Here is a 19839-nt window from a genome sequence, read left to right as displayed (position 1 = left end):
AACAGGCTCTAGGGGCTAAAACGCTATGATGACAGCACGCGCGAAATATCACTTGGGCCAGGTGGTCCGGCACAAGAAACATCCGTTTCGTGGTGTTGTCTTTGATGTCGACCCAGAATTTGCCAATACCGAGGAATGGTATCAGGCCATCCCGGAGGAGAACCGGCCGATCAAGGATCAGCCGTTTTATCACCTCTTGGCCGAGAATGATCAAAGCTACTATGTGGCTTATGTCTCCGAGCAAAATCTTGTGGCCGACTATTCCGGGGAGCCTGTGGATCATCCCGATATCGAGGATATGTTCGGGCCGTTCGAAGACGGTCATTATCCGCTGCATTTCCAGCTGAATTAAGGGTCCGAGGACCCTAGTAGCCAAGGGCACAGCCGTCTTTGCGGGGGTCGCTTGCCCCTTCCAGAACACCGTCGTCGCGGATGAGAATCGCCTGTGCGCCACCGATCGGCGTGTCCGGAATGCTGACATTATGGCCAAGGTCGGCAAGCTCCTGCCGAACAGTATCGGAATATCCACGCTCCACTTTCATGTTGCCCGCGTCCGAGAACGCGCGGGGGGCATCAAGGGCGGTCTGCGGGTCCATATCGAAATCGACCAGGTTGCTGACGACGCGGGCATGACCGTTGGGCTGATATGCGCCGCCCATCACACCGAACGGCATGGTCACGCGCCCGTTCTGGCGCAGCATACCCGGAATGATCGTGTGCATCGGGCGCTTGCCGCCCGCCAGCTCATTCGGGTGGCCGTCCTGCAGCGTGAAGCCCGCGCCGCGGTTCTGGAAAAGGATGCCGAATTTCTCGGACGCGATCCCGGAGCCGAAACCGTGAAAGATCGAATAGATCAGCGAGACCGCCATCCGATCTTTATCGATCACGGTGATATAGATCGTGTCCTTGTGCACCGCTTCGCTGATCGTTGTCGCACTTTCCATCGCACGCTTCGGGTCGATCAATGACGCGAGCTTCCGGGCGGTGTCCATGTCGAGCATGTGATCGAGCCGGCTTGTGTAATCGGGATCGCCGATAAAGCGGTTGCGTGCGTCATAGGCCAGTTTGGCGGCTTCCGCCTCGATATGGGCGCGTTCGGTGCCCAGCGGGTCCATCGCCGCGATGTCGAATTGAGCGAGGATGTTCAACATCAGGATGGCCGTGGCCCCGTGGCTGTTGGGCGGATGTTCGACCAGATCTGTGTCCTGATAGGATCCGCTGATCGGTTGTGCCTCAAAGCAGGCCGTTGCCTCGAAATCGGAAAGCGTGTGAACGCCTCCCATCTTGGTCAGGGTGCTGACCATGTCCTCGGCGATTTCGCCTGTATAGAATGCATCCCGACCTTCCTTGGCGATCCGTCTGAGCACCTCGGCCTGGCCCGGCGCGCGGAAGATCTGACCCGGGCGCGGAACCGCCCCGTCGACAAGGAAGTTGGACCGCGCGTTGCCCTGCAGCGTTGAGGCATCATTGGCCCAGTCAAACGCAACCCGCGGCGCAACTGGCACCCCGTTTTCCGCGTAGTGGATGGCGGGGCCCAGCACAGCGTCAAGGCCCAGAGTGCCGACGGTGTCCGACAGGTGGCAGAAAGCGTCGATCGCGCCCGGCACGGTGACGGCATGGGCGCTGTGAAGGGGCACTTGCGTTTCGCCCGCTGCCCGCAGATCCGCTGCACTGGCTGCCGCGGCGGCCTGCCCGGACCCGTTCAGAGCGCGGATCTCCGTTCCGCCCGCCGCAGTGTAGAGCACGAAGCAATCTCCGCCGATCCCCGTCATCTGCGGTTCGCAAATGCCCAGCAGCACCGCACCAGCGATAGCGGCGTCCATTGCGTTGCCCCCTCGCTTGAGGATGTCGAGTGCCGTCTGTGCCGCCAGTGGGTGAGACGTCGCGCACATTCCGTTGGTCGCCAGCACGGCCGACCGGCCTGGCATATGAAAGTCCCGCATCATCTTGTCCTTCCCTCGCTTACGGGCGGGACGTTAGAGCGGGCGACGGAGATTGCCAATGTGATGGAGCTTTTTTGTCTGCATAAGCCTCGGTGCCGCGCACTGGGTGGGGGCTATAAAACGCGACACCGAGGGAAGCCATATGCAGCTACATCTTGATGTATCGCAGTCTATTCCGGCGGCATTGCGGGCGGATTACGGCTCTTTTAGGGCAATTGCCTCGCCGGTCACCGGCACCTCGCTGTGAAACGCAAAGCTGATGTTCAATCGGTTCTGGCCGTCGTCGCGGAAATATCGCAGATCGTCGGACAGCGTGCGGATGAGAAACCAGCCAAAGCCCCCTTCGGGCAGATGTTCGACAGGTCCGGACACATCGACCTGGGCACCTTCTGGCAAGGCAAGGTCCGGGAGGGGCGCGCCGGTATCCACGATCTCAAAGACAAGCGCGCCGTCGATCCGCTGGCATGACAGCACGATCCGACCGCAGTCGATCCCGGCATAGGCATGCTCGACAACGTTGTTGAGCGCTTCGGATAACGCTATCTCTACGTTTCCGCAGGCATCGCGGGTCAACCCGAAATCGGCGAGTTTTCCCATCAGCTTTCCAATCACTTCGCGGACACCCAGCTCGGTTGCAGGGCAGACCAGATCAATCTGGTTCGTCATGCTGAACTCGCTTTCCTGATCGTGAGCGCCAAATGGCCTGATTGCTATGCGTTCTTTGCCTGCTCTACCGTGTCGAAGAGGCGAAAGACGGTATCCATGCGGGTCAATCGGAACACCTTTTCGACCGTTGGGGTCAGCCCGGCCAGATCCATCTTGCGGCCTTCTCCCAACTGTTTCATCGCGGCGACGATTGCCCCCAGCCCGCTTGAATCGATGAAATCGACGCCGGAGAGATCCAGGATCACCCGATCTGGTCCGTCTTCGGTCTGGCCGCGCATATCGTCCTTGAACTGGATGGCCATGGCCGCGTCTATTCGGTTGGCATTGACCGTCACAATCCGTGAGGTATCAGTATCGGTGGTTGAAAGGGACATTGCCTGGTCCTCATGTGACGTTAGTGAGCATCACGTCTAGCTCCGAATCCTTACTATTCGGTATGCAGCGACAGGCTTTGGGAGGAGCAAAATGAAAGATGTTATGATCGCCGGAGCAGCGCGCACTCCGATGGGCGGGTTTCAGGGTGCATTCGATGGCGTCGCCGCATCGCATCTGGGCGGTGTTGCAATTCGCGCGGCTTTGGATGACGCGAAGGCTGGTGCGATCGACGACGTGCTGATGGGGTGCGTCTTGCCGGCCGGTCAGGGCCAAGCACCGGCCCGTCAAGCTGGTTTCGCCGCCGGGCTGGGAGAAGACGTTCCGGCCACCACGCTTAACAAGATGTGTGGGTCCGGCATGAAGGCCGCCATGATCGGCTTTGATCAGATTGCTCTGGGCCAAACCGATGTCATGGTCGCCGGAGGCATGGAGAGCATGTCGAATGCCCCGTACCTTCTACCAGCGATGCGCGGGGGCGCGCGCATCGGACATGGCCAGACACAAGATCACATGTTCCTCGACGGGCTTGAGGATGCCTATGACAAGGGCCGTCTTATGGGCACGTTCGCCGAAGACTGCGCCGAGGCCTATCAGTTCACACGCGACGCGCAGGACGATTATGCCATCACGTCGCTTTCGAACGCGCTCGCCGCTCAGAAGAGCGGAGCTTTTGATCGTGAGATCGCGTCGGTATCGGTGTCCAGCCGAAAGGGAGAGATTGTGACAACCGCCGATGAACAGCCCGCATCGGCACGGCCTGAAAAGATCCCGCATCTGAAACCGGCCTTCCGCAAGGATGGGACGGTCACGGCTGCGAACTCCTCGTCCATCTCTGATGGCGCAGCTGCCCTGGTTCTTGCATCATCGGATGCGGCGGAGGCGCAAGGCCTGAATATCCGCGCACGAATCGTCGGTCATGCCAGCCACGCGCAGGCCCCGGGTCTTTTCACAACGGCACCGGTTCCGGCTGCGCAAAAGCTGCTGGAGCGGATCGGATGGCACAAGGACGACGTTGACCTTTGGGAGGTCAATGAGGCCTTTGCGGTTGTTCCCATGGCCTTCATGCACGAAATGGCCCTGCCGCGTGAGGTTGTGAATGTCCATGGCGGAGCCTGTGCGCTGGGCCATCCGATCGGTGCGTCCGGCGCGCGGATCATTGTCACGCTTCTTAACGCGTTAGAGACGCGTAATCTGAAGCGGGGCGTGGCGGCTATCTGTATCGGCGGCGGCGAAGGCACTGCCATCGCGATCGAACGCGTCTGATCCCGGCGCTTCGATCAGATCAAACCCAACGGCTCCACTCCGCAGACAGGTTTTCGGCCTGCTGAACGAAAGGCTGCTATGCAAGTTGACTATGCGACCCTTGAAAAGACCATCGCCGCGCTGACGGATGGCGAAACAGACGACATCGCATTGATGGCGACCATTGCGTGCGAGGTTCATCACGCGGATGCGCGGTTCGACTGGACAGGCTTTTATCGCGTCGTGGCGCCCGAACTGCTCAAGATCGGGCCCTATCAAGGTGGTCATGGCTGCCTTGTCATCCCCTTTTCCCGCGGCGTTTGCGGCGCGGCGGCGCGGACGGGCGAGGTGCAGATCGTGGCGGATGTCGACGCTTTCGAGGGGCATATCGCCTGTTCGACATCAACAAGGTCTGAACTGGTGATCCCTTTCCGCAACCGGACCGGAAATGTCATCGGCGTCTTCGATATCGATAGCGATCAGGAGAGCGCCTTTGATCAAAAAGACGCCGACATGCTTGATCGCATCCTGCGCCGGGCCTTTTCCGACCGCTAATTTCAACGTAGCATGAAAAAGTTCTTTGATTTTTCACGATTCCGATGCATCGTGAAAAAAGAACGTTCTTTTTCACAGGGTGTCATGATGATTCACGATGTTCCGCTGCAGCCTGCCTCTCTCGGTGCAGATCTTCGTGCCCTGCGAAAGACACGTGGGCTGACACTGGCGGAGCTTGCCGACCGGCTTGATCGGTCTGTGGGGTGGCTTAGCCAAGTGGAACGTAACCTCTCTGAACCATCCATCACGGATCTGCGGCATATGGCGCAGGCGTTGGATGTGTCGGTGTCCACGTTGTTCGGCCCGTCGGCGGGCCCGCAGAGCGAAGAGGGTTATGTCGTACGCAGGGGCGCAAGACGGCCTCTGGGTGCGCGCGCGGCCGGGCTGAGCGAGGCGCTCCTTTCGCCGGATCTGACCGACGATTTCGAAATGGTGCATTCAACCTTTGAGCCGGGCAGCAAAATCACCGAGTGGGTTTGCCGTCCGACGCAGGAGGTGGGATATCTCATCTCGGGCAAGCTGGACCTTGAGGTCGGCAGCCGTCGCTTCACGATACATCCCGGCGACAGCTTCCGTATCCGTGGTGAGCGGTTCCGCTGGGCCAATTCTTACGAGGAACCCGCCATCGCGATCTGGGTGATCGCACCGCCTGTCTATTGAGGCGGGTGCTGTGAGTTTCGAAGGCTGGACAGTTTTCGCGGTGTTCTGGGTGGTTTTTGTCACCACGCCAGGTCCCAACGCAGTCAACTGCATCACCAACGGGATGACCATGGGCTTTCTGCGCTCGATCCCGGGCATCCTTGCAATCCTCACGCAGGCGACGGCCTTTCTGATCCTATCGGCGCTTGGGATCACGGCACTCATCGCGGCATCGCCCGAGGCGTTCTTTGTCGCCAAGCTGATCGGAGCGGCGTTCCTGATCTATATCGGTGTGCGCGGCTGGATGAATGCGACGCGTCCCGCGCCATCGGTCGCGCGACCGGCGCGGAACGTCTACTTTCATGCGCTCGCGGTCGCCACGATCAACCCGAAAAGCGTCGCGGGATACCTCGCGGCCTTCTCACAATTCGTACAGCCCAATGTCCCGATCTGGGATCAGATGGGGGTCATCATGCCCACGGCTCTGGTCATCACAGCGCTCAGCTATTCCGGCTATACCGCCCTGGGTGCCGGCTTGGGCCGCGCGGCGCTTGGCGCCGTCTTCAACGTCTGGCTGCGCCGGTTCATGGCGCTTTGTTTTATGATCTATGGTGTGTTGCTGGGCTCCAGCTCCACCCCTCAGCCACGAGGATGACGCGATGCTGACGGGCTCGTGCTTGTGCAAGAACGTGGGCTTTGAGGTGGATGGCGTGCTCAGCGGTGTGGCCTGCTGCCATTGCGGCCAATGCCGCAAGCAGTCGGGTCATCACTGGGCCAGTTGCCCCGTGCATGATTGCGGTTTTCACCTGATCGCAGACCGGACATTGCGTTGGTATATGGCCAGCGAAACGGCCAAGCGCGGCTTTTGCGCCACCTGCGAGTCGTTCCTGTTCTGGAAGCATGTGGATGAGGACGAGATTTCCATCTCCATGTCCGCATTCGACGCGCCCACCGGGCTGACGATCAAGAAGCATATCTTCACCGCCGACAAGGGCGATTACTACGACATCAAGGACGACGCGCCACAGAGCGCGTAAGCAAGGGAGCATTCGGATGGCAGATTTTCCAACAACGGCCCGTGTGGTCATCATCGGTGGCGGTGCCGTCGGCGTGTCGGGCCTCTATCACCTGGCCAAGGCGGGCTGGACCGATTGCGTCCTGCTCGAAAAGAACGAGCTGACCGCCGGCTCTACCTGGCACGCGGCGGGCAATTGCCCGAACTTCTCCTCCTCGTGGGCGGTGCTGAACATGCAGCGCTATTCGCTGGAGATGTACCGGACCCTGGCCAAGGACGTCGATTACCCGATGAACTATCACGTCACCGGGGCCCTGCGTCTGGCGCATTCGAAAGAGCGGATGCAGGAATTCGAGCGCGTCGCCTCCATGGGTCGCTATCAGGGGCTGGAACTGGATATCCTGACGCCGGAGGAGATGAAGGGCCACTATCCGTTCATGGAAACCCACGATCTGGCCGGCGGCCTATGGGATTCCCTCGACGGGGACATCGACCCCGCACAGCTGACCCAGGCCATGGCCAAGGGCGCGCGGGATCTGGGCGCCAACATCCAGCGGTTCTGCCCGGCCACCGGCGTCAGCCGCGATGGGGACGAGTGGATCGTGCATACCGACAAGGGCGATATCCGCTGCGAATACGTGGTGAACTGCGCGGGTTACTATGCGCAGCGCGTGGGTGAATGGTTCAAGCCCTATGGCGGGCGCACCGTGCCCATGGTTGTCATGTCTCACCAGTATTTCCTGACCGACGAGATCCCCGAGATCGAAGCCTGGACCAAGGAACACGGCCGCAAGCTGCCGATGATCCGGGACGTCGACAGTTCCTATTACCTGCGGCAGGACAAGAACGGTCTGAACCTTGGTCCCTATGAGAGGAACTGCAAGGCGCATTGGGTCACTCCGGACGATCCGATGCCCGAAGACTTCAGCTTTCAGCTTTATCCCGATGATCTGGAGCGGCTGGAATGGTATATTGAAGACGCCATGGGGCGTGTGCCGCTTTTGGGCACCGCAGGTGTTGGGCGTAACATCAACGGCCCGATCCCCTATGCCCCCGACGGGCTGCCCCTGATCGGTCCCATGCCCGGCGTGAAGAACGCGTTCGAGGCACATTCCTTCACCTTCGGCATCGTCCAGGCGGGTGGCGCCGGCAAAACGCTGTCGGAATGGATCATGCATGGCGAGACCGAATGGGACATGTGGGCCGTCGATCCCCGCCGCTACACCGATCACGCCGATCACGACTATTGCCTCGCCAAGGCGCTGGAGACCTACGGCCACGAATACGCGATGCACTTCCCGCATCACGAATGGCCCGCCGGGCGCGACAAGAAACTGTCGCCCGTCGATGACCGCATCCGCGCCGCAGGCGGCGTGATGGGCTGTTACAACGGGTGGGAGCGGGCCAACTGGTTTGCCAAGCCCGGCGATGACACGTCCGAGGAGAGCACACAGACCTGGAACCGCTCCGGCCCGTGGGAGCAGCGGATCAGGGAAGAGGTCGAAGCTGTCCGCGACGGTGTCGGCGTTCTGGACCTTCCCGGCTTCTCCCGCTTCCTGCTGAAAGGCGAAGGGGCTGCGGAATATCTTCGCGGCATGATCGCGGGTGCGCTGCCGAAGGTGGGACGCATGAACCTCGGCTACTTCCCCGACAGCCGGGGGCGGATTCTGACGGAGATGTCGCTGATCCGCCTGGGCGAAGACGAATTCATGCTGATCACCGCGGCGCCCGCGCAATGGCACGACTTCGAAGTTCTCAACAAGAACCTGCCCGAAGGGCTCTCGCTGACGGATGCGACGCGGGACTATTCCACCTTGATCCTCACCGGTCCGAAGGCGCGGGATCTTCTGGCCCCGCTCACCGATGGCGATCTGTCGCTGGGTTGGCTGACGCATCAGGACGCAAAGGTCGCAGGGCAACCCGCGCGGCTTTTCCGTGTGTCCTTTGCCGGAGAACTGGGCTGGGAAATCCACGCCCCGTTCGATGTGATGCCCGTGATCTACGATGCCGTCATCGACGCAGGCGCCACACCGTTTGGCATGTACGCGCTGAACTCCATGCGGATCGAAAAGGGTTACCGCGCCTGGAAGGGCGACCTGAGCACCGACTACACGCTGCTTGAAGGCGGGATGGAGCGGTTCATCAAGTTCGACAAGCCACAGGACTTCCCCGGCAAGGCTGCATTGCTCAGTGAAAAGCAGCAAGGCGTGAAGAAACGCTTTGTGACAATGATCGTCGATGCGGGTGATGCGGATGCGCCCTATATGTCGACCCTCTGGCAGAATGGCACGGTCGTGGGCGAAACCACTTCAGGCGCCTGGGGCTACCGTGTGGGCGCCTCCATCGCGCTGGGCATGGTGCGCACGGATCTGGCGGAGCCGGGCACCGAGCTTGAGGTGGAGATATTCGGCGAACGCCGCCGTGCCACCGTGCAGCCGGACCAGCCGCTCTGGGATCCGCAAAACGAAAGGCTGCGTGCGTGAGCGAGATTGTCCTTCTGGACGGCTCTGTCGGGCAGGAACTGGTCAAACGCAGCACCCAGGCACCGACCCCTTTGTGGTCGACGCAGGTGATGATCGACCAGCCTGACCTTTTGGGCGCCGTCCATCGGGACTACTTCGCGGCGGGGGCAACGGTGGCCACGGCCAATACCTATGCGATCCATCGCAGCCGGCTGGAGCGTGTCGGTCTGGACGATCGCTTGGCCGACCTGATCAGCGCCGCCCTGGATCAGGCCGAAGCGGCACGCGCTTCGGCGGGCGGTGGCCGGATCGCGGGGGCAATGGGGCCTGTGCTTGCCACCTATCGCCCGGATCTGACCCCGGATGTTGAGGATGCCGCGCAGAAGTTTCGCGAGATCGCGACGCTAATGTGGGATCGCGTGGATCTCTTCGTGCTGGAAACCGTCTCTTCCCTGCAAGAGGCGGAAGGGGCGCTGCGCGGCGTGACCGGCTTGAACCGGCCCGTCTGGCTTGCGCTCAGCGTTATGGATGAAGACGGAACCCATCTCAGATCTGGTGAACCTGTCGGTGCGACAGCCGCTTTGATCGAGCGGTATGCGCCCGATGCGGTGCTCATCAACTGCTCCCGTCCCGAAGCCATCGGCGCGGCACTTGATATCGTCGCCGATTTCGACCGCCCCTTCGGAGCTTACGCGAACGGCTTCACCCGTATCACCGAAGGCTTCCTTGCCGATGCGCCCACTGTGGATGCGCTGGAAGAACGGACAGATCTGGGCCCCGAGGCCTATGCCGACATCGCCATGGGCTGGGTGGCCCAGGGCGCCACCATTGTGGGCGGCTGCTGCGAGGTCGGCCCCGCCCATATCGCAGAACTGGCGCGCCGTTTGCGCGCCGACCATCACCGGATTGTTTGATCGGGTACGCACCCGTGCTGGAGACGAGAGAGACATGACACAGATCCCCGAAAAAACCCGTGCCGTCATCATCGGCGGCGGTGTCATTGGATGTTCGGTTGCCTATCACCTCACCAAGCTGGGCTGGACCGACGTCGTACTGCTGGAGCGTAAGCAGCTCACCTGCGGCACGACTTGGCACGCCGCTGGCCTGATTGCTCAACTGCGCGCGACGGCGAACATGACGAAACTCGCCAAGTATTCCCAGGAACTCTACGGCGATCTTGAGGTTGAAACGGGTGTTGCCACGGGCTTCAAACGCTGTGGATCAATCACCGTGGCGCTGACCGAGGCGCGCAAGGAAGAGATCTATCGCCAGGCCGCCATGGCCCGCGCCTTTGGCGTCGAGGTGGAGGAGATCAGCCCGAATGCGGTGGGCGACCGCTATCCGCATCTCAACCTCGACGGTGTTCTGGCGGGCGTCTATCTCGACAAGGACGGGCAGGGCGATCCGGCCAACATCGCCCACGCGCTGGCCAAGGGGGCCAAGCAGCGCGGTGCGGTCGTCGCCGAACGCACCAAGGTCACCGGTGTGACGCGGGATGGAAAGCGGATCACCGGTGTGGACTATGAAGGGCCGGAGGGGCCGGGCCACATCGCTTGCGATCACGTGGTCAATTGCGCGGGCATGTGGGGTCGTGATGTGGGTAAGATGCTGGGCGTGAACGTGCCCCTGCAGGCCTGCGAGCATTTCTATATCGTCACCGAGGGTATCAAGGATCTCACGCAGCTCCCCGTCCTGCGGGTCCCGGATGAATGCGCCTATTATAAGGAAGACGCGGGCAAGATGCTGCTGGGCGCGTTCGAGCCTGTCTCGAAACCCTGGGGACCGATCCCGGAAGGCTTTGAATTCGACCAATTGCCCGAGGATTTCGACCATTTCGAACCGATCCTCGAACAGGCCGTCAACCGCGTGCCGATGCTGGCTGAGGCGGGCATTCATACCTTCTTTAACGGCCCCGAAAGCTTCACGCCGGACGATGCCTATCACCTGGGCCTCGCCCCCGAGATGGACAATGTCTGGGTCGCGGCGGGCTTCAACTCCATCGGTATCCAGTCGGCGGGCGGCGCGGGCATGGCTTTGGCGCAATGGATGGAGGACGGGCAGAAGCCGTTTGATCTGGGCGATGTCGATATCAGCCGGATGCAGCCCTTTCAGGGTAACAAGAGCTATCTGATGGAGCGGTCGACCGAGACGCTGGGCCTTCTTTACGCCGATCATTTCCCTTTCAAGCAGAAGGCCACGGCGCGGGGCATTCGACGCACGCCCTTCCACGCGCAGATGCTGGAGCGGGGCGCGGTGATGGGCGAATTCGCGGGCTGGGAGCGTGCCAACTGGTTCGCGCGCGGCAGCCAGGAGGCGGAATACGTCTATTCCTGGGACCGGCAGAACTTTTTCGATAACGTCCGTGAAGAGCATATGGCCATCCGCCAGAATGTGGGTATGTACGACATGTCTTCCTTCGGCAAGATCCGCGTCGAAGGGCCCGATGCCGAGGCATTCATGAACTACGTGGGCGGCGGCGACTACGCCGTGCCCGTGGGCAAGATCGTCTACACACAGTTTCTCAATGAGCGCGGCGGAATTGAAGCGGACGTCACCGTGACCCGCCTGTCGGAGACTTGCTTTCTTGTCGTCACACCTGCCGCCACGCGGCTGGCCGACCAGACCTGGATGCAGCGTCACGTCGGAGAATTCCGGGTCGTGATCACCGATGTGACGGCAGGCGAGGGCGTATTGGCCGTCATGGGCCCCCGCGCGCGGGACCTGCTGGAGGCGGTCTCACCCGCTGACTTCACCAACGCGAACAACCCCTTCGGCACCGCGCAGGAAATCGAGATCGGCATGGGTCTCGCCCGTGTGCACCGGGTCACTTATGTGGGTGAATTGGGGTGGGAGGTTTACGTCTCTTCCGACATGGCCGGCCATGTCTTTGAAACGCTGGCTGAGGCGGGTCAGGACTTTGGCATGCGACTTTGCGGGATGCACATGATGGATACCTGCCGGATCGAGAAGGGCTTCCGCCATTTCGGGCATGATATCACCTGCGAGGATCATGTGCTGGAGGCGGGGCTTGGCTTTGCTGTGAAGATCGCCAAGCCCGATTTCATCGGACGCGCGGCGGTGCTGGAGAAGAAAGAGAAGGGCCTGTCGAACCGACTGATCCAGTTCAAGCTGAAGGATGCCGAGCCGTTGCTTTATCACAACGAACCGATCCTGCGGAACGGTGAGCTTGTGGGCTATCTGGCCTCTGGCGCCTACGGTCACCATCTGGGCGGCGCGATGGGCCTGGGCTATGTGCCCTGCGAAGGCGAAAGTGCTGCGGACGTTCTGGCCTCTTCTTACGAGATCGACGTGGCCGGTGTGAAAGTCGCGGCGGAGGCGTCTTTGAAACCGATGTACGATTCCAAATCAGAGCGCGTGAAGGTCTAGACGGGTCGAGCCCCTTACGAATGTCATAAGTTCGCCCGGTGGATCCCACCGGGCGTTTTTTGATTGGTTTCAGACCCTGTTGGTCTTCGTTGAAACAAGAAACGCATTGTTCTCGTCAAACAAACGCCTTCATCGAAAGGCATGTCGGTTCTCTCTCGGTCGCCGTCGGATCGAGGGTAATCAGATCAACTCAACGCTTTCTGAAACTCCAGGAACCGTGCATCGGTCATCACCCTGGCGTTCATTGCCTCGCGCAGCGCGCCGATCGTCTTGTGGGGTCGCATCACGACCTCGAAGGTTTCGATCAGCCCGTCATCGTCCAGCGTAATCAGGTCCACGCCGACCGCGTCCAATCCGTCCACCTTGCATTGAAACTCAAGCGCCCAGTCCTTGCCCTCGCCCATAACGCGGCGATAGTGGAAGTCGGTAAAGACCTGACCCACATGGCCCAGCACGGCGGCCACGGCGTCCCGCCCTGTCCATGTCTTGTAGTAAGTGGGCGGCATAAACCGTACGTTTTCGGCCAGAAGCGGGCCGATCTGGGTGTCGTCGCCTTTCGCGACGACATCTTGCATACGGGTGATGGTCGGGTGCATGGCAGGCCTCCTCCTTGGCTTAGGTCCCAGCTTTGCGAGCCATCGGCGCCCTGGCAATGGTGACGTGAGGTTGCCCTGCTCCGGCTCAGCGGCTAGAGCGCGATATGCTTTCGTCCGACTATGATCCGCCGCAAGACCCGCTCATTGTCCTTTACGAGGACGCGCATCTGGTGGCCGTCAACAAACCTGAGGGCCTTTTGTCGGTTCCAGGGCGCGGCGATCATCTGTCGGATTGCTTGCTGACTCGTGTGCAGGCAGCGTTTCCCGACGCGCTTTTGGTGCACCGGCTTGATAGGGATACGTCCGGCGTAATGGTCTTTGCACTCACACCCCATGCCCAACGGTCCCTCAGCGCGGAGTTCGAGGCCCGCAAGGCCAAGAAGACCTATGTCGCACGGCTGCAGGGACTGCTGGAACCGCGTGAGGGTGTAGTCGACCTGCCTCTGATCGTCGACTGGCCCAACCGTCCGCGCCAGATGGTCTGCTATGAGACCGGAAAGCCGGCGGTCACGGACTGGCGCGTTCTGAAGCAAGATGCGGGCGAAACCCGTGTCCGGCTGTTCCCGCGCACCGGTCGCAGCCATCAGCTGCGCGTGCATATGCTGGCTCTGGGTCATCCGATCCTCGGGGATCCGCTCTATGCCGATGGACCGGCTGCGAATCATCCGCGCCTGATGCTCCATTCGGAGGAGTTGCGGATCAAGCATCCCGAGAGCGGCATCTCGCAGAAGTTTCGTAGCAAGACGCCGTTCTAGGGTTTACGCCTGCACCGTCAGCCAGCGATCTGGCAGGATGTCGGGATTGCTGAGCTTGGGATCGCTGAACCAGTTTGCCGGGCCTGCGACTTCCTTTGCCGGATTGTCGTTCAGCCAAGCCGCCCACCACGAGAAGGATGAGTTTGCGATGATATTGTGATCGCAGAACGACATCAGGCGCATATCCTCGTAATCCGCCTCCGGCCCGTTAAAGTCCACCACAATGCGCGGACAGGGGAGTGTGAGATTGTCCCGCGCCCAGGCAGGATCGTCCGAAAAGACATAGATCGTGGGCTCCCCATCGATCTTGGGCAACAAGGCGTCGATTGCGGCTGTGTAATAGGCCTGATCACAAACGCCATGCGCGCCGGTCGAAAGATAGTCGCCTCGACGCACATGCAGCGAGACCGAAGTGCCCGCACCGATCTGCGCCGCCATCTCGGCGTTTTGCTCCGACATCTGTTCGGGGAAGGTGAAATCGGCACGGACGGTCTCGGCGATATCTGCAAAGTAGCGCTCGCTTTGCCAATATCCGTGGAGGTAGATGCCATCCTCCCAGTCTTCGAAGCCGGGGTTATAACCTAATCCCCGTTCGCGCTGAAAACGTGGCGGGCCGCCCAGATAGCGCCATGCAGCATATCGCAGAAGGCCATCGCCCTTGTACGGGGGTTGATGATCCGCCTGCGTCAGCGGCAGGTCGAAGACGCGGGTCAGCACGCCTTCGTTCCGGTCCACCGCACTACGTGTGTCGAGCGCGACATCCGTATTGTGCCGCAAGGCAAGGGCACGCCCGGCGGCGTATTGGAACATCTGGTTGCCCAGACGGCCATGCAGTCTCACCTGGATCATCGCACTCCGTCCGGGCCTTGGTCTTTAGGCCGGGGTCCAGCCCGAGACGGCCTTGATCTCGAGGAAGTCCTCAATGCCATAGACACCGCCTTCGCGGCCATTGCCCGATTGCTTCATGCCACCGAAGGGAGAGCCCGCGGCGCGGGATTGCCCGTTCATCTCCACCATGCCGGAACGGAGCAGGCGCGCCATGCGGTTGGCGCGGTCGCTGTCCTGGGTCTGGACATAGTTGGTCAGGCCGTAAGGCGTGTCATTGGCGATCTCGACCGCCTCTGCCTCGCTGCCGAATTTCATGATCGACAGGACCGGTCCAAAGATCTCCTCTTTAGCGATGGTCATATCGGGCGTAACATCGGCAAAGACCGTGGGTTTGACGTAGTAGCCCCGGTTCATCCCGTCCGGGCGTCCCGTGCCACCCGCGACCAGCCTTGCGCCTTCGTCGATCCCGGTCTGGATCAGGCCCTGGATCTTGTTGAACTGGGTTTCGTTGACCACAGGTCCGATATGCCGGCCCTCCTCATGCGCGTTTCCGACGCTGACGATATTGGCAACCTCTGTGGCCGTCTCGACCGCCTGGTCGTAGATCTCCTCCTGCACCAGCATCCGGCTGGGCGCGTTGCAGGACTGGCCGGTGTTGTTCATCATGTGCAGCACGCCGCGTTTGACGGCCTTGTCGTCTGCATCGGCAAAGACCAGATTGGCGCCCTTGCCGCCAAGCTCCAGATGAACCTTCTTCAGCGTGTCGGCGGCATTCTTCGAGATGGCCGTGCCCGCGCGGGTGGAGCCGGTGAAGCTGACCATGTCCACATCTGCGTGCCCCGACAGGGCCGTACCCACGCCGGCCCCGTCGCCGTTGACCAGATTGAACACACCCGCCGGGAAGCCGGCCTCGTCCATCATCTCGGCAAAGATCATCGCGTTGAGCGGGCTTTGCTCGGACGGTTTCAGAACCATCGTGCAGCCGGCAACTGCCGCAGCACCCACCTTGAGCGTGATCTGGTTCATCGGCCAGTTCCAAGGCGTGATCAGGGCCGCTACGCCGACCGCTTCGTAGATGATCCGGTCGTTTGGCGCGTGATCCCCCAGCGGCTTGTCGAACTGGAATTCCTTGGCAGCCTGGATGAAGTTCTTCAGATGCCAGACACCGGCGCCCACCTGCTGGCTGCGGGCCATGTCGATGGGCGCACCCATCTCGGCACTCATCGCCTGCGCAAGATCCTCGCCACGGGTTTTGTAGACCTCCGCCAGTTTCTCGACCAGTGAGATACGCTCCTCGGCGGGCATGGCCATCCAAGCTGGCAAGGCGGCCTTTGCAGCGGCGACGGCTTTGTCGACATCCTCGGCCCCGCCCAGAGAGATCACGGCGCAGGCCTCCTCGGTCGAGGGGTCGATCACCTCGAAATCACTGGGTGCTGCGGGGTCGACCCATTGGCCGTTGATGTAGAACTGGCGTTTCTCGATCATGGCGGACCTCCCAATATCCGGCTGCTTTGACTGACCGTGCGGTCAGTGAATCGCCGCCACTGTGTCACCCTGCGCAGGCAGGGGCAAGTCGGGGGATGTATCGAAGGCGGGTTGGGCTTAAGTTGAATGCGACGCGAGTCGAACGTCTGCCAGAAGGAGAACACCATGGGTCTGCGCATCAACGATACCGTCCCGAATTTCACAGCCGAAACCGATCACGGCACCATCCAGTTTCATGACTGGATCGGCGACAGCTGGGCGATCCTGTTTTCGCATCCCAAAGACTTCACGCCCGTCTGCACGACGGAGTTCGGCGCAGTCGCGCAACTGGCCGAGGAATGGGAGAAACGCGGAACCAAGGTGATCGGCGTCTCGGTTGACGGGGTCGAGGATCACAAGAAGTGGAAAGGCGACATCGAAAAGGTGGGCGGCGCGAAGGCCGGTTTCCCGATCATCGCAGATGACGGTCTGGAAGTGTCGAAAGCCTTCGACATGCTGCCCGCCGAGGCTTATCTGCCCGATGGCCGCACACCGGCCGACAGCGCAACCGTGCGCTCGGTCTTTATCATCGGGCCGGACAAGCAGCTTAAGCTGAGCATGACATACCCGATGACGGTGGGCCGCAACTTTGCCGAGGTGCTGCGCGCCCTGGACGGGTTGCAAACGTCGATGGGCAAGGGCGTGGCAACACCCGCCAACTGGAACCCGGGCGAGGATGTGATCATCCCCGTAACAGTCAGTGACGAGGATGCCAAGGCCAAGTTCGGTGAGTTCACCACCGTGCTGCCCTATCTGCGTACCACGAAGGATCCCAGCTAGGGTTTCTGCGGGCGCAGGGCGACCTGCGCGCGATAGACGAACCTTTTCCATTCCCGCGCCAGTTTTCCGCTGGCGCGGATTTTCGTCTGGATGGTGGAGCCGCCAATCTCTCCTGCAATCTCCCTGTTCCCGTTTGGGAGCGCGGCATGGATAGGTTGCCCAGTGACCCAGTGCATCTGCAGCCATGTGTCAACTGGCCGGTCAATGGTGTCCGAAGCCTGAAGGAGCCTTTCCGCAGCGCCCCGACCGACCACCTGTGCGATGCATTGCAGACCGATGACCTTGGGCTTGATCAGCGCGCAGGCGCCTTGGGTTGCTAATGTGTGCCCTGGTTTCTCGCGATCCTTGACCGGCAGGCGCACATACATGTTCGGATGGGCATGCGCATGGATCAGTTCCAGCGCCTCGGTCAGTCGCGCGGGGTCCACCGCCAGATCATCCTCAACGATCAGCGCGAAATCGTCGCCGCTGTCGAGCAAGGCGCGCCAGCACCTGCGATGGCTTTGAAACACGCCAATCTCTGCCGGGCGCAGGGAAAAGGGGTAGCTTGGCCGGTGCAGGTTTCCGGGCCTTACGGTCAGGTCAGCGATATCCTTGGGCTCCTGCCCGTCCGCCGCTTCGATCACCTCTGCATTGGGCAGATCGCGCAACAGACGCTCGACATTCGGGCGCCGCGCGGTGCTGCGGGACATGTGGATGATCATCGATCTCATGCGCCGTTCCTAAAAGCAGGTTGGTTCCGGGACCAGCGCAAAAGAAAACCCCGGCGCCGGGCCGGGGTTTTCAAAGAGCGGATGTGGCAGATCAGTCCTCTGCCGCTTCCTCTTTCTTTTCCTTGGTGATCTCTTCACCGGTTTCCTGATCGACGACTTTCATCGACAGGCGCACCTTGCCGCGATCGTCGAAGCCCAGGAGCTTGACTTTCACGTCCTGACCTTCCTTCAGCACATCGGACGGATGGTTCAGGCGACGGTTTTCGATCTGGGAGACGTGGACCAGCCCGTCACGCTTGCCGAAGAAATTCACGAAGGCGCCGAAATCCACAATCTTGACGACCTTGCCGGTATAGATCGCGCCCTCTTCGGGCTCGGCCACGATCGAATAGATCATGTCGTAGGCCTTTTTGATCGCTTCGCCGTTCGGGCTTGCGATCTTGATGATGCCGTCGTCGTTGATGTCGACCTTGGCGCCCGACACTTCCACGATCTCGCGGATGACTTTGCCGCCCGATCCGATCACTTCGCGGATCTTGTCGGTGGGCACCTGCATCGTTTCGATTCGGGGCGCGTGGACGGAGAATTCCGCGGCACCGGTCAGGGCCTTGTTCATCTCACCCAGGATATGCATCCGGCCGTCCTTGGCTTGCGCCAGGGCTTTCTCCATGATCTCGGGGGTGATGCCCGCAACCTTAATGTCCATCTGCAGCGAGGTGATGCCGTTTTCGGTACCTGCCACTTTGAAGTCCATGTCGCCCAGGTGGTCTTCGTCACCCAAGATGTCGGTGAGGATCGCGTAGGATCCGTCCTCTTCCAGGATCAGACCCATGGCCACACCGGCCACAGCCGATTTCAGCGGCACGCCCGCATCCATCATGGACAGCGACCCGCCGCAGACCGACGCCATCGAGGACGAGCCGTTGGATTCGGTGATTTCCGACACCACGCGGATTGTGTAGGGGAAGTCGGTCGAGGCGGGCAGCACGGCTTGCAGCGCGCGCCATGCCAGTTTGCCGTGACCGATCTCACGCCGGCCCGGAGGGCCCACGCGGCCCGCTTCGCCGACCGAGTAGGGCGGGAAGTTGTAGTGCAGCAGGAAGTTCGATTTGAAGTTGCCGTGCAGGGCGTCGATGAATTGCTCATCATCGCCGGTGCCCAGCGTGGTGACCACCAAACCTTGCGTCTCACCGCGGGTGAAGAGGGCCGAGCCGTGGGTCCGAGGCAGCATGCCGGTTTCGCAGACGATAGAGCGAACCTCGTCGGTCTTGCGTCCGTCAATCCGCTTGCCGGTTTTCACCACGTCGCCGCGCAGGATCGAGGCTTCGAGCTTTTTGATGGCTTGAACGACATTGATGTCTTCGCGCTGCTCTTCCGTCAGGCTTTCCAGGATATGTTCACGCGCGGCGTTCTGCGCCGTCGTGCGGTCCTGCTTGTCCATGATCTCGTAAGCGGCGCGCAGCTTGTCCTCGCCTGCTGCTTTCACGGCCGCGTAAAGCTCCGAGATATCGGCAGGCTGATAGTCGAAGGGCTCTTTGGCGGCTTCTTCGGCCAGCGCGATGATCAGGTCGATCACCGGTTGGATCTGCTCATGCGCGAAGGTCACGGCGCCCAGCATCTCAGCCTCGGTCAGCTCGTAGGCTTCGGATTCGACCATCATGACCGCGTCCTTGGTCCCGGCCACGACCAGGTCGAGGCGTTGTTCGGGATTCAGGCGCAGGTCCTGCATGTCGTCCACGGTCGGGTTGAGGACATATTCACCATCCTCAAAGCCCACCCGCGCGCCTGCGATCGGGCCCATGAAGGGCGCGCCGGAAATGGTCAGCGCGGCGGAGGCTGCGATCATCGCCACGATATCGGGGTCATTGACCAGATCGTGCGAGAGCACGGTACACATGACCAACACTTCGTTCTTGAAGCCCGATACGAAAAGCGGACGGATCGGACGGTCGATCAGGCGCGCGGTGAGGGTTTCTTTCTCCGTGGGGCGCGCCTCACGCTTGAAAAAGCCGCCGGGGATCTTGCCCGCGGCATAGTATTTTTCCTGATAGTGGACGGTCAGCGGAAAGAAGTCCTGACCGGGTTTGGGCGCCTTCGCGAAGGTCACGTTGGCCATGACCGAGGTTTCGCCAAGCGTGGCGATGACGGATCCGTCCGCCTGACGGGCGACCTTGCCCGTTTCCAATGTGAGGGTCTCTTCCCCCCACTGCATCGATTTCGTCGTTACGTTAAACATCACGTTTCCTATGTTGGGAGCGGGTCGGTCCCGTCTCCCCGATTTCGCAGAGGCCGTATTGCCTCTGACCCCTGTCTCTTGTTTGTCGGGCGCTGGGGTCCGGGCGCCTATCTACAGACTGTG

19 protein-coding genes are annotated in these 19839 nt (G+C 61.2%); 11 read left to right on the top strand and 8 right to left on the bottom strand.

The genetic code is table 11. The annotated features are described in order from the left end of the window. Positions 1-25 precede the first annotated feature (25 nt). Positions 26-352, top strand: coding sequence for a heat shock protein HspQ (gene hspQ, locus CFI11_RS21440; protein ID WP_130409526.1), 327 nt, complete (start codon positions 26-28; stop codon positions 350-352). A 13-nt stretch (positions 353-365) separates the two neighbouring features. Here the strand turns inward: hspQ and CFI11_RS21435 are convergent, their stop codons facing one another. The 3 genes from CFI11_RS21435 to CFI11_RS21425 form a co-directional block, all read right to left on the bottom strand. Continuing rightward, positions 366-1943, bottom strand: a complete 1578-nt coding sequence (locus CFI11_RS21435; RefSeq protein WP_130409525.1) for a gamma-glutamyltransferase family protein — start codon at positions 1941-1943, stop codon at positions 366-368. 195 nt (positions 1944-2138) lie between these two features. Further along, the gene (locus tag CFI11_RS21430) at positions 2139-2609 is read right to left on the bottom strand and encodes an ATP-binding protein (protein ID WP_130409524.1); all 471 of its coding nucleotides are present in this window, start codon (positions 2607-2609) and stop codon (positions 2139-2141) included. A gap of 44 nt (positions 2610-2653) precedes the next feature. Beyond that, the gene (locus tag CFI11_RS21425) at positions 2654-2983 is read right to left on the bottom strand and encodes an STAS domain-containing protein (protein ID WP_130409523.1); all 330 of its coding nucleotides are present in this window, start codon (positions 2981-2983) and stop codon (positions 2654-2656) included. Positions 2984-3074: 91 nt separating this feature from the next. On the opposite strand from CFI11_RS21425, the gene CFI11_RS21420 reads away from it, so the two are divergent. The 8 genes from CFI11_RS21420 to CFI11_RS21385 all read left to right on the top strand — a co-directional run bounded on the left by CFI11_RS21420 (position 3075) and on the right by CFI11_RS21385 (position 12284). Next, a complete protein-coding gene (locus CFI11_RS21420; protein ID WP_130409522.1) occupies positions 3075-4247 on the top strand; it encodes an acetyl-CoA C-acyltransferase in 1173 nt (390 codons plus the stop codon). Between the two features lie 78 nt (positions 4248-4325). Beyond that, complete coding sequence (locus CFI11_RS21415) at positions 4326-4781, top strand: GAF domain-containing protein (protein ID WP_130409521.1); 456 nt, start codon at positions 4326-4328, stop codon at positions 4779-4781. A gap of 87 nt (positions 4782-4868) precedes the next feature. After that, a complete protein-coding gene (locus CFI11_RS21410) occupies positions 4869-5441 on the top strand; it encodes a helix-turn-helix domain-containing protein (protein WP_130410119.1) in 573 nt (190 codons plus the stop codon). A gap of 10 nt (positions 5442-5451) precedes the next feature. Next, a complete protein-coding gene (locus tag CFI11_RS21405; protein WP_130409520.1) occupies positions 5452-6075 on the top strand; it encodes a LysE family translocator in 624 nt (207 codons plus the stop codon). Positions 6076-6079: 4 nt separating this feature from the next. Then, positions 6080-6457 carry a GFA family protein gene (locus CFI11_RS21400; RefSeq protein ID WP_130409519.1) on the top strand — a complete coding sequence of 126 codons (378 nt, stop codon included), beginning with the start codon at positions 6080-6082 and terminating at the stop codon, positions 6455-6457. A gap of 16 nt (positions 6458-6473) precedes the next feature. Then, complete coding sequence (locus CFI11_RS21395) at positions 6474-8918, top strand: FAD-dependent oxidoreductase (RefSeq protein ID WP_130409518.1); 2445 nt, start codon at positions 6474-6476, stop codon at positions 8916-8918. Then, positions 8915-9811: a homocysteine S-methyltransferase family protein gene (locus CFI11_RS21390; protein ID WP_130409517.1), complete on the top strand. Its 897-nt coding sequence runs from the start codon at positions 8915-8917 to the stop codon at positions 9809-9811. The genes CFI11_RS21395 and CFI11_RS21390 overlap by 4 nt, the downstream gene beginning before the upstream one ends. A gap of 34 nt (positions 9812-9845) precedes the next feature. After that, positions 9846-12284, top strand: coding sequence for an FAD-dependent oxidoreductase (locus tag CFI11_RS21385; protein WP_130409516.1), 2439 nt, complete (start codon positions 9846-9848; stop codon positions 12282-12284). 185 nt (positions 12285-12469) lie between these two features. Here CFI11_RS21385 and CFI11_RS21380 read toward each other — a convergent pair whose 3' ends face one another. Continuing rightward, positions 12470-12880, bottom strand: coding sequence for a nuclear transport factor 2 family protein (locus CFI11_RS21380; protein WP_130409515.1), 411 nt, complete (start codon positions 12878-12880; stop codon positions 12470-12472). Positions 12881-12984: 104 nt separating this feature from the next. On the opposite strand from CFI11_RS21380, the gene CFI11_RS21375 reads away from it, so the two are divergent. Further along, complete coding sequence (locus CFI11_RS21375) at positions 12985-13635, top strand: pseudouridine synthase (protein WP_130409514.1); 651 nt, start codon at positions 12985-12987, stop codon at positions 13633-13635. Between the two features lie 3 nt (positions 13636-13638). Here CFI11_RS21375 and CFI11_RS21370 read toward each other — a convergent pair whose 3' ends face one another. Both CFI11_RS21370 and CFI11_RS21365 read right to left on the bottom strand, forming a co-directional pair. After that, positions 13639-14484, bottom strand: a complete 846-nt coding sequence (locus CFI11_RS21370; RefSeq protein ID WP_130409513.1) for an alpha-1,2-fucosyltransferase — start codon at positions 14482-14484, stop codon at positions 13639-13641. Positions 14485-14508: 24 nt separating this feature from the next. Beyond that, positions 14509-15948: an aldehyde dehydrogenase family protein gene (locus CFI11_RS21365; protein ID WP_130409512.1), complete on the bottom strand. Its 1440-nt coding sequence runs from the start codon at positions 15946-15948 to the stop codon at positions 14509-14511. Between the two features lie 165 nt (positions 15949-16113). Between CFI11_RS21365 and CFI11_RS21360 the strand changes: the two genes are divergently transcribed. Then, on the top strand, positions 16114-16767 hold the full coding sequence (locus CFI11_RS21360; protein ID WP_130409511.1) for a peroxiredoxin: 654 nt from the start codon (positions 16114-16116) through the stop codon (positions 16765-16767). On the opposite strand, the gene CFI11_RS21355 is transcribed toward CFI11_RS21360, so the two are convergent. Both CFI11_RS21355 and pnp read right to left on the bottom strand, forming a co-directional pair. Next, positions 16764-17480 (bottom strand): glycosyltransferase family 25 protein, encoded by a 717-nt coding sequence (locus CFI11_RS21355; protein WP_130409510.1) that lies wholly within the window; start codon positions 17478-17480, stop codon positions 16764-16766. The genes CFI11_RS21360 and CFI11_RS21355 overlap by 4 nt on opposite strands. A 91-nt stretch (positions 17481-17571) precedes the next feature. Continuing rightward, positions 17572-19716, bottom strand: coding sequence for a polyribonucleotide nucleotidyltransferase (pnp, locus tag CFI11_RS21350; RefSeq protein ID WP_130409509.1), 2145 nt, complete (start codon positions 19714-19716; stop codon positions 17572-17574). Positions 19717-19839: the final 123 nt, after the last annotated feature.

The sequence above is a fragment of the Thalassococcus sp. S3 genome, assembly GCF_004216475.1.
Lineage (GTDB): Bacteria > Pseudomonadota > Alphaproteobacteria > Rhodobacterales > Rhodobacteraceae.
The sequence above is the reverse complement of the archived record's forward strand: the minus strand, read 5'-3'. Positions and strand labels throughout refer to the sequence as shown.

Bases quoted from the DNA above. Each gene is read 5' to 3' on its own strand.
- hspQ (WP_130409526.1), top strand. From the start codon at position 26: ATGATGACAGCACGCGCGAAATATCACTTGGGCCAGGTGGTCCGGCAC.
- CFI11_RS21435 (WP_130409525.1), bottom strand. From the start codon at position 1,943: ATGCGGGACTTTCATATGCCAGGCCGGTCGGCCGTGCTGGCGACCAAC.
- CFI11_RS21430 (WP_130409524.1), bottom strand. From the start codon at position 2,609: ATGACGAACCAGATTGATCTGGTCTGCCCTGCAACCGAGCTGGGTGTC.
- CFI11_RS21425 (WP_130409523.1), bottom strand. From the start codon at position 2,983: ATGTCCCTTTCAACCACCGATACTGATACCTCACGGATTGTGACGGTC.
- CFI11_RS21420 (WP_130409522.1), top strand. From the start codon at position 3,075: ATGAAAGATGTTATGATCGCCGGAGCAGCGCGCACTCCGATGGGCGGG.
- CFI11_RS21415 (WP_130409521.1), top strand. From the start codon at position 4,326: ATGCAAGTTGACTATGCGACCCTTGAAAAGACCATCGCCGCGCTGACG.
- CFI11_RS21410 (WP_130410119.1), top strand. From the start codon at position 4,869: ATGATTCACGATGTTCCGCTGCAGCCTGCCTCTCTCGGTGCAGATCTT.
- CFI11_RS21400 (WP_130409519.1), top strand. From the start codon at position 6,080: ATGCTGACGGGCTCGTGCTTGTGCAAGAACGTGGGCTTTGAGGTGGAT.
- CFI11_RS21395 (WP_130409518.1), top strand. From the start codon at position 6,474: ATGGCAGATTTTCCAACAACGGCCCGTGTGGTCATCATCGGTGGCGGT.
- CFI11_RS21385 (WP_130409516.1), top strand. From the start codon at position 9,846: ATGACACAGATCCCCGAAAAAACCCGTGCCGTCATCATCGGCGGCGGT.
- CFI11_RS21380 (WP_130409515.1), bottom strand. From the start codon at position 12,880: ATGCACCCGACCATCACCCGTATGCAAGATGTCGTCGCGAAAGGCGAC.
- CFI11_RS21375 (WP_130409514.1), top strand. From the start codon at position 12,985: ATGCTTTCGTCCGACTATGATCCGCCGCAAGACCCGCTCATTGTCCTT.
- CFI11_RS21370 (WP_130409513.1), bottom strand. From the start codon at position 14,484: ATGATCCAGGTGAGACTGCATGGCCGTCTGGGCAACCAGATGTTCCAA.
- CFI11_RS21365 (WP_130409512.1), bottom strand. From the start codon at position 15,948: ATGATCGAGAAACGCCAGTTCTACATCAACGGCCAATGGGTCGACCCC.
- CFI11_RS21360 (WP_130409511.1), top strand. From the start codon at position 16,114: ATGGGTCTGCGCATCAACGATACCGTCCCGAATTTCACAGCCGAAACC.
- CFI11_RS21355 (WP_130409510.1), bottom strand. From the start codon at position 17,480: ATGAGATCGATGATCATCCACATGTCCCGCAGCACCGCGCGGCGCCCG.
- pnp (WP_130409509.1), bottom strand. From the start codon at position 19,716: ATGTTTAACGTAACGACGAAATCGATGCAGTGGGGGGAAGAGACCCTC.